Source organism: Selenomonadales bacterium (assembly GCA_017442105.1).
Classification (GTDB): Bacteria; Bacillota; Negativicutes; order RGIG982; family RGIG982; genus RGIG982.
Genome location: JAFSAX010000097.1, coordinates 1 through 9,568 on the forward strand (window position 1 = coordinate 1; position 9,568 = coordinate 9,568).

Annotated in this window: 9 protein-coding genes; all 9 read left to right on the top strand. The window is 53.4% G+C overall.

The features are described from left to right. Nucleotides 1–260 precede the first annotated feature (260 nt). The 9 genes from IJN28_03815 (at nt 261) to IJN28_03855 (ending at nt 9,449) form a co-directional block, all read left to right on the top strand. On the top strand, nt 261–1,835 hold the full coding sequence (locus IJN28_03815) for a hypothetical protein (protein ID MBQ6712903.1): 1,575 nt from the start codon (nt 261–263) through the stop codon (nt 1,833–1,835). A gap of 28 nt (nt 1,836–1,863) precedes the next feature. Then, nucleotides 1,864–3,837, top strand: a complete 1,974-nt coding sequence (locus tag IJN28_03820) for a TonB-dependent receptor (protein MBQ6712904.1) — start codon at nt 1,864–1,866, stop codon at nt 3,835–3,837. A gap of 15 nt (nt 3,838–3,852) precedes the next feature. Further along, nucleotides 3,853–4,596, top strand: coding sequence for a class I SAM-dependent methyltransferase (locus IJN28_03825; GenBank protein ID MBQ6712905.1), 744 nt, complete (start codon nt 3,853–3,855; stop codon nt 4,594–4,596). Between the two features lie 111 nt (nt 4,597–4,707). Then, nucleotides 4,708–5,691 (top strand): ABC transporter permease, encoded by a 984-nt coding sequence (locus IJN28_03830; protein ID MBQ6712906.1) that lies wholly within the window; start codon nt 4,708–4,710, stop codon nt 5,689–5,691. Beyond that, entirely contained in the window at nt 5,688–6,473 is a 786-nt protein-coding gene (locus IJN28_03835) for an ABC transporter permease (GenBank protein ID MBQ6712907.1), read from the top strand. Before IJN28_03830 ends, IJN28_03835 begins: the two co-directional genes overlap by 4 nt. A 22-nt stretch (nt 6,474–6,495) precedes the next feature. Beyond that, the gene (locus IJN28_03840) at nt 6,496–7,488 is read left to right on the top strand and encodes an ABC transporter ATP-binding protein (protein MBQ6712908.1); all 993 of its coding nucleotides are present in this window, start codon (nt 6,496–6,498) and stop codon (nt 7,486–7,488) included. After that, a complete protein-coding gene (locus IJN28_03845) occupies nt 7,488–8,174 on the top strand; it encodes an ATP-binding cassette domain-containing protein (GenBank protein ID MBQ6712909.1) in 687 nt (228 codons plus the stop codon). Before IJN28_03840 ends, IJN28_03845 begins: the two co-directional genes overlap by 1 nt. An 82-nt stretch (nt 8,175–8,256) precedes the next feature. Next, nucleotides 8,257–8,775 carry a hypothetical protein gene (locus tag IJN28_03850; GenBank protein ID MBQ6712910.1) on the top strand — a complete coding sequence of 173 codons (519 nt, stop codon included), beginning with the start codon at nt 8,257–8,259 and terminating at the stop codon, nt 8,773–8,775. Between the two features lie 149 nt (nt 8,776–8,924). Beyond that, entirely contained in the window at nt 8,925–9,449 is a 525-nt protein-coding gene (locus IJN28_03855; GenBank protein ID MBQ6712911.1) for a hypothetical protein, read from the top strand. Nucleotides 9,450–9,568 lie beyond the last annotated feature (119 nt).

Sequence of the window (9,568 nt, forward strand, 5' to 3'; positions counted from 1 at the left end):
GAATAACAGACAAGACAAAGAAAGACTGCTCCGTTTGCACGGGGCGGTCTTTTTGCATATAGGGATGCGGGCGGGTCTTTTTTTGCAAAAAAGTTGAAAAACTTCATATTTTTCTGCATAAAAAAGAGGGGAAAAACCCTACAACGGAGAAAAGATAGACAGGAAGAATCAACAAGTATCGAAAAACGGAAATATAGCTATGATGCAGAGGAAACAAGAACTTTGCGTAACAGCAATACGTGCGAACAGAAGGGATATTCGTGACAAAACGATACGATATTGTAAGACTAATTGTAGGATTGATGACGATATGGTGCATGGTGGTGCTCGCAGGGTGCGGGGGCGATACAGAACGTGCATCGGGTGACCGTCTGGTATACGGTGCGCTGACCGAACCGCACAGTCTGCATCCTCTGATCGGTACGGACAGCGCATCGACAGAGGTGCAGAGCCTGATCTACAATGCGCTTGTCTGTGTAAACGGCGATAAGGAGATCACGGGCGACCTTGCCGAGTCGTGGACGGTATCAAATGGCGGCAAGGTCTATACATTCCGCCTGAAGGACGGCATCACGTGGCATGACGGGCAGCCGTTTACGGCAGACGATGTTGTGTTCACCTTTGGCATGGCAAAGGATAAGCGCATCGGCTATATCGACGCGCGTGAGCTTGCGAATATCAAGCGCGTGACGAGGGACGGCAGGGAAGTCACGTTCCGTTTGGCGAAGGCAGACAGCGCGTTCCTTGCGCGTGTGGCGAGCATTCCTATCCTGCCGAAGCATATCTGGCAGTCGGTGGTGAATCTAAGGGAAGAAGCACCGCGCATCACGCCGATCGGTACGGGGCCGTATCGCTTCGTCGAGTGGAAGAAGGCGCAGTACCTTCGTTTCACCGCGAATGACAGCTATCACAAGGGCGCGCCTCCCGTCAAGACGCTCTTTTATAAGATCGTGCCTGATTCCAACGTGCTTGCGATGCAGCTGCGCCGCGGAGAGGTCGATGTGTGCCATCTCGATTTTTCGGCGAAACAGCTTCTCGCCAAAGACAAGTCAGTGCGCGTGAGCGAATCGGCAGGGCAGGCGTACACGTATATCGCGCTCAACCATGCGAAAGACATATTCGCCGATCAGCGTGTGCGTCGTGCGATGGTATCCGCATTCGAGCGTCAGGCCGTCATTGACAATGTGCTGGGCGGCGGTGCCTATATTGCTATCGCCGACCTGCCTCCGACAGGCTTGGCGCAGTCGGCGCAGCCTGTTTCGTATGATACGAACGAAGCAGATCGCCTGCTCACCGAAGCAGGCTGGGTGCGTGGGGAAGATGATATCCGCGAAAAAGACGGCACGAAGCTCGCGTTTCGCCTCTTGGTATCGAACAAGAACAAACGGCTCGGTGATGCGGCGATCGCGTTCCGTCAGAATATGATGGCAGTCGGTATCGCAGTCGAGATCGTGCCGATGGATTTTACGACGATGCGTACGAAGCATCTCTTAACGGGCGATTACGAAGCGTGCCTCATCAGCCAACGCCTTCCGACAGACCCTCTTCTCAGAGCGGAGGTCTGGACGACGAACGGTGCAGGCAATCATATGAACTATCACAGCGCGAAGATAGACGCGTTGTATGAAAAAGCGCGCACAGCAAGCGGAGAGGCGCGAGATGCGATCTTTGGCGAAGTGCAGACGGTACTTACCGATGAGATGCCGCAGCTTTTCTTGTGGTATCCTGCCGTCACCATCGGCACAAGACAGGGCATCGACGGTATCGATGCCGCGCATCTCGGCATGAAAGACAACATATTCCACAACGTAGAAACATGGACTGTCGTCCGCTAACATATTAGAAAGAGAAAGAAGAGATAAGATGAAAACGAAACGAACGGTAAAATACAGCCTCGGTGCGATCTGTGCCGTGATGCTTCTGACGAATACGACGTGGGCAGCTCCTGCGGTCGATGCCACCGATGATGTGCTTGACAGCATCGTTATCACGGCGACGAAAACGGAGGCCGATACAAAAGACGTACCTGCAAGCGTTACTGTTATTACGGCAGACGATATCGCACGCGCCAACGTCAAGTCGGTCGAAGATATCCTCCGCTATCAGACGGGATTCGCCGTCAAAGATATGGGCGGTATGAAAGCGACAAAAGTTTCCATGCGCGGTATGAGCCAGAACGGTGTACTCGTTATGGTGGACGGTGTGTCGATCAACAACGGTTATACGGGCGGTGCCAACTGGTCGAGCGTTCCCGTTGAGATGATCGAGCGTATTGAAGTCGTACGCGGGGCAGGCTCGGCACTCTACGGCTCGAATGCGATGGGCGGTGTCATCAATATCATCACAAAAGAAACGACCGGCGGTAAAGTGACGGCAGGCTTCGGCTCGCATCATACGCGCTACGGCGATTTTTACTACGGACTCAAAGATAATGATGTCTTCTTCTCCGTCAACTACGGCAAACGTACGACGGATGGCTACAACGACGATATCACCGATACGGCATCGTCCAAAAATACGTACGGCAAACGTGCGTCCGAACGCGAAACGTACGGCATGAAACTTGCCTACGATGTAGATGATGAGAACAAAGTCACGCTCAGTCACCAAGTCACCGAGAACAGCTACGGATATTATCAGAGCACATACAGCCCGCAGAACGCAGGCCTTCGCAAAGCGATCGCGACCCAGCTCAACTGGCAGGGACGCTACGAGGACGGCTCTGCGCTCAACGTCAGCCTCAGCCAATACGATATGAACCGTTACTGGACACAGAGCGGAAAAAACTATACGCCGAATCCTGTCAAGAGCCGTGAAGCCGAAGCCAACTACAGCTGGTATGCAGGCGATAAACACCATCTTACGGTAGGTGCGTCGTACAAACAGGACAAAGGCTCGTCCGAAACGTGGTGGCCGAATAGTGTCTTAAAAGACCGCTCGGGCGGTAAAACGGAAAACGTCGGCTTCTTCATCCAAGACGATATCAGCCTGTCCGAAAGGGCGAACCTCATCATCGGCGGTCGTTACGACAGCTGGGAATTCAAAAACGGCTATAACATGGGCGGCGATATCGAAGGCGGTGACGCCAGCCAATTCTCGCCGAAAGCAGCACTCAATTATAAGGCAAACGACGTCACGAGCTACTATGTATCGGTAGGAAAAGCATTTAATAGTCCGACGCTGTTTAACTTGTCGCGCCTCTGGCCGATGGGCAACACAGGCAACTTCCTTCGCCCGAATGCCAACCTCAAGCCCGAAGAACTGATGATGTACGAAGTCGGTGCGAAGTTCGATATAGACGGCCAAACGAGCGCAACTGTCAGCGTATTCCAAAACGATGTCGAGAATATGATCGACCAATGTCCGCTCGGTACGGGCGGCGACCTTTTCTGGAACAATGTCGGCAAGGCGCGTATCCGCGGGATCGAAGCCGAAGTCAGTCGTCGTTTCAGCGATGAATGGTCGGGCTTCGTCAGCTACACGTACAACGATTCCGAAGTGCGCGAATATGATGTTGACCCGACGCTTGTCGGCAATCAACTGACGACCGTTCCCGAACAGGAATTCAAACTCGGCTTGACCCATCAGAAAAACAAATGGACGACGAACCTTCTTGCTCGCTACACGTCCGAGATCTATGAAGATATCTCGAACAGCACTGCGCCTGCCGATATGGCAGATGCCGTATTCCTCATGGATATCAAGGTAGCGTATGCGTTTGATGACCGTCAGACGGTATCGCTTGCCGTTGACAATCTTCTCGACCGCGAATTCCAATGTCAAGGCTTCTGGGGTGACGGGCGTGCCGCTTACATGGAATACAGCTATCAATTCTAAGAAGAAGGGTCTTATATGAAAGAACCGTATTACAAGGGATATATCGCATCGTATGAGCAGTATCTCGCTTCCTCGCCGTACGTGCGCGAGGTGACGGCAAGGCTTCTTCCGCACCTTGATGAGGCGCGCTCGATGCTCGATATCGGTGCAGGTACAGGCGCGCTCTGTCTCTCTTTGCCGAAACGTATCGCCGTTACTGCGGTCGAATCGTCGCGCGGTATGTGTGAGGTGATCGCGTCGCGTGCGCGTGCGATGGGGCGCGATGTCCGCATCATAGAAGATACGTGGGAGATTGCCGATGCGCACGGTGCATACGATATCGTCTTGTGTGCCAATGCCGTCTACCGCATGGAGCCACTTACTGACTGTCTGGCGAAGATGGTGCGCGCCGCGAAAGGCATACTTCTCATCGTGATGAACGGCAGAACATCAGTCGGCATCTACGGCAAGATGCGCAAAGCTCTCAAGGATAACGGTGTGCCTTGCGCTGATGCGCCGCGTGTCCATACCCTCGCTGACGTAGAACGTACGTTTCGTGCGCTCGGCATATCGTATGAGAAAGAGCTTGCCTCTTGGCAGGACGTGCGTCGATTCGCCTCTCGCAAAGAAGTATCAGACTATCTGTTAAATCGATTCGCTGTTCCCGATAGATACCGCGCACAGGCAGAAGACGTACTGATGCCGTACGTGACGGAAACGGAAGATGTATACTGCATTGCAGACGATACGGTGATGGCTTTTTTGACGATAAAAAAATAAAACGACAAGAACCGACTGAATACGCATGATGCGTGCGGTCGGTTCTTTTTTTGCCATAAAAAATATGGTAGAATATAAGAATACGATTTTACGAAAAAAGGAGGTGACGAGATGCTCAGATGGGTACGCATGATAGCAGGCAGTATCGGTGAACTGGCGGTGTCGGTCGTTTTGGTGACGGCGGTCTGCTTCACTTTGATGACGATCGGATTGGGGGACCCGCTCGCCGCGCTCTACGGAGAGAGGCTGACGGCTGTCAGCGCGGAAGAGGCGGCGGTGCTTCGCCAAGTATACGGGCTTGACCGATCGCTCCTTGCGCAGTACCTCACATGGCTTGCCAATATCGTGCAGGGTGATTTCGGCGTGTCGTACTGGGAAGGCAGACCTGTCCTTGATATGCTCGGCGAACGGCTTGGTGCGACGCTCGTATTGACAGTGCCTGCGCTTGTCTTCGGTTATGCGCTGGCGATCATGCTCGGTACGTGGATGGCAGAACGCGCGCACTCGGCAGGCGACCGACTGGCGCATGCAGGCCTGTTCGCCATCTGGTCGGTGCCGACGTTTTTGAGCGGACTGGTGCTCCTCTCGATATTCGGTGTGTGGCTCGAGATCCTTCCTATCGGCGGCATTGCACCGCTCGGCGAAACGTTCAGCCTGATGCACTCTCTGCCGTATCTCGTCCTTCCGCTCACCGTTCTGACTGTCCATACGGGCGCAAGACTGACAGGCATCGTTCGTTCGGCGATGGTGGCAGAATTCGCCTCTGACTATATCCGCTCGGCGCGTGCGCTCGGTCTTTCGAGCGATATGCTTCGCCGTTACGCGCTCAAGTGCAGTATGTTCACGCTCATCACGACGGCATCGTTCCAGCTTCCGAAGCTGTTTGCGGGTGCGGTGATGACGGAGATGATATTCGCATGGCCGGGGATCGGCAGATTGCTCCTTACGGCTGCGTATCAGCGCGACTATCCGCTTCTGTTGGGTGCCGTCGTCTGTATCAGCATCTTGACGGTCGCATCTTCTCTTCTTGCCGATTTCGTATGCAGACTTTTGGATCCGCGTATCCGCCGCCGCAGAGAGGGGGAAACTAGATGAGAATTTCGATCCCTGTCGTGCTTTTGGCACTGTGGTGTTTTATCATATTTTTCGGCGCGCATATCGTAGAGCCTCGCGCAGGCATCATCGACCTGACTGCCATCAACGAACTGCCCGGTTCTGCGCATATCTTGGGGACGGACGCGCTCGGTCGTGATATGCTCGTCACGCTCCTCGTTGGCGGACAGACCTCGCTCATCATCGGTATCATGGCATCCTCTATCGCGCTTGTCAGCGGTACGACGATCGGTATGCTCGGTGCGTATTACGGCGGTTGGTTCGACACCTGCCTGATGCGCATCTTAGATACGATGCGTGCTGTGCCGACGCTTCTTCTGCTCCTCTTTTGGCAGGCGATGACAGAACCGTCGTTTATCGGTGTTGCCGTGATCTTGGGCGCCGTCGGCTGGCTCTATACCGCGCGCATCGTGAGAAGCGAAACGCATATCCATGCCACGCGCGAGCATGTGCTTGCGGCGCGTATGATGGGCATTGGTTCGTTTACTATCATCAGAAGACATATCCTGCCGTACTGCGCAGGACGTATCCGTATTTTATTCTTACTCGAGCTGTCGGGCGCGATGGCGATGGAAGCTGCCATCAGCTTCCTCGGCATGGGACTGCCGCTGTATATGCCAAGTCCCGGTACGATGCTCGCACATGCCATGAACGGCGTTTTGCTCGGCCATTGGTGGCAGGCACTGCTTCCCGGCATGATGCTCGTTATCACACTCGTGCTCGTGCATGCGTGTGTCGTTACTATGAAAAGAGAAGCTCTCTAAACGATCATAAGGAGGAAAGAAGATGGGACAATCAGACAGACGAAATGCCCTTTTGCAGATCGACAGACTGAACGTATCGTATTCTGTCGGCACGCGCTCCGTCACCGCTGTACGTGATATCAGCCTTGCCGTACGTGCAGGCGAGATCGTCGCGATCTTAGGCGAAAGCGGCTCGGGGAAATCGTCCCTTGCGCGAGCGATCGTCGGGCTTTCGCCGAAAGAAGCCACCGTCAGCGGTGATATCCGTTACGGCAACCATCTCATATCCGACTTCAATACAGACTACCAAGAAAAATTGTTCGGCAGACTGCGCGGCCGTATCGTCGCATCCGTATTCCAAGACGCCGCCGCCGCGCTCCATCCGCTTCTTACTATCGGCAAACAGATGGCAGACGTCATGATGCACCATTTTCCGAATCTGACCAACTCGGAAGTACGCGTCAAATCCCGCCATATCCTAAAGCTCCTTCACCTGCCGCCCGAAGCCAAAGATGCCTATCCGCACGAACTGTCGGGCGGGCAGAAACAGCGTGCCATGCTCGCCATTGCTCTTGCCGCCAGACCACGTCTTCTCGTTGCCGACGAAATGACGAGCGCCCTCGACCAAAAAACGAAAAGCGTACTACTCGACCTCGTCAACGGTCTGTCGCTCATCGAACGTATGGGTATCCTCTATATCACGCACGACCCCAAAGAAGCAGAAACGCTCTGTGCAAGCCGCGTCATCGTCATGTACGCGGGCGAATGTATGGAATCGGGTTCGCGTGAGCACGTCCTTGACGGTGCGCTCCATCCGTATACGAAACGCCTTCTCGACTCTGATCCTGCCAAAGCCGAACGTCAGACGGTCATCACCGCAGGCGAGCGTGTCACTTCGCCGATGGAAGGCGCGTGTCCGTATTACAACGCGTGCCCTCGTCGTACGAGCTACTGTCGTATGGAAAAACCGTTTCTGCAAAAAGTGAAAGAAGATCACTATGTACGTTGTCACTACGTACCGATGGAGGATGACTGATGAGCGAACTGTTACTGGCAACCGATATCGTCAAAACGTATACCACGGCCTGCGGAATGGAACATACCGTTCTGAAGGGCGTTGACCTTCTCGTACGCGCAGGCGAGATCGTCGCTGTCATGGGAGAAAGCGGCTGCGGAAAATCGACCCTTCTTCGCATCGTCGCAGGGCTTATGCGCCCCGACAGCGGGATCGTCCGCTATGACGGCATGAAACATACCGCGCCGCATCCGTCTATCCAAATGGTATTCCAGGACGCGGGACTGTCGTTCAATCGCTATATGACGATCGGAGAAAGCATCGCCGAAGGTGCCGAACGTCACAAAACAGGCAGAACGGCAGAAGGCATGGCACAGCTCGTCGGCCTGGAAGGTGACCTCTTAGAGCGCACACCGAGCAGACTGTCGGGCGGAGAGCTTCGCCGCGCTGCGCTTGCCCGTGCGCTTGCCATGAACCCGCGCGTCCTTCTTGCAGACGAACTCACCAGCGGGCTCGACCTCACCGTACAGGCAGGACTCCTCAACCTTCTTTTGCGCCTCGCCAAAGAAGAACACCTTGCCATCGTCCTCGTTTCTCATGATGAGAACGTCGTCCGTCACCTTGCCGACCGTGTCATCGTAATAGAAAACGGAAAAGTCGCTGTTCAGGGTACGATAGAAGACCTCGAAGCCAAGGGATACCTCTAAGAGAGGAGAAAAATGGGACTGGTCAAAAACAGCCCGAAATGGTATCATAATGATAGATATTAGACATGGAGGAGGAACTCACATGAACTGGATCAAAAAAGCAAAAACAGCTGTCATGGCACTCGTCATGGTAACGGCGTTCGGCGCGATGGCACCCGATGCCGAAGCGTACACGTATAATAACACAGACCTCGGTGTCACGATGGAAATGGCACTCGACCCGATCAAAAAACAAGCCAGCGGCAATGCAGAACAGATGCTCTTTGACAACCATCTCGTCGTTGTACAAGTCGCACCGCAGCAGATGCCGAAAGCAGAATACGATGCGTATCTTCAAAAACCCGACATTGAAGTCAAACAGCAGATGTCCGCATGGCAAAAAGACATGGGCGTACATCTCGTTGATGTATACTGGGTAAAAGACGGCAACAACCCCATCCTCTTTGCCGAAGCTCGCAACAAACAGCACTACATGGTATCGGCAAGCGTATTGAGCGAAAAGACCGTCTGCACCGTCCTTCGCCTTGCCGGTGAAAAGATCTCCGATGCAGACAGAACAGACTTCCTCAATGCTGTCAGATCGCTTCAGTTCACGAAATAAACAGAATGATAAGACGCTTCTTCGGGAGCGTCTTTTTATGTGCGAAAAATATTTTTATCTGTGAAAAAAGCAGGCAGGAGAAGGTAGTGGCCGTGTAGAATCATACGAAATCATATTATTTATGCATCAGAAAAGAGGTTGAAACGAAGGTGAAAACAGGTTGGCCGAGCCGCGTATTCTGTTTGATCGCGGTATTGGGCGCGCTGATTTTCATGCCGGCGAGTGTTGAGGCATATCACTTCGAGAGCAAAGAACTCGGTTTTTCGATGGAACTGCCTGCCAAACCGACACTCCGACAGGTGAACGGAGCGAATCTCTTGATGTTCCCGACAGGGAATTCATGGGGCGTCGTCATCACCGAACAGAAGTATCACGAGCGACTCCTCACCAAATCGTCCGAGGAGATATGCGAACTGGAAAACAGAGGCATCACCGATTGGCGACAACGATGCGATGCGGTAGAGATCGACCGAAGCGGCAAGTATCCTGTCATGCTCATGGCAGGAAGACACAATGGCAATTATTCTTATCTTGTAACCGCCTTCACGGGCAAATTGATGTACGGCTTTGGGCGCATAACGAAAGCACCGATGACAAGCTCGGAACTGCGCAGTTTGTTTGAAAGTGTGAAATCGCTTCGTGTACTTCCGAATTTCAGAGGCATAAAAAAATAGCACTGCATGATGCGGTGCTGTTTTTTTATGGGTAAAAGAAATCATTTTGCGGCGAACTCTCCCATCGTCAGCGTGAGGCGAAGAAGAGCGCGTAACACGAAAAAGAAGAAAAGAAAAAA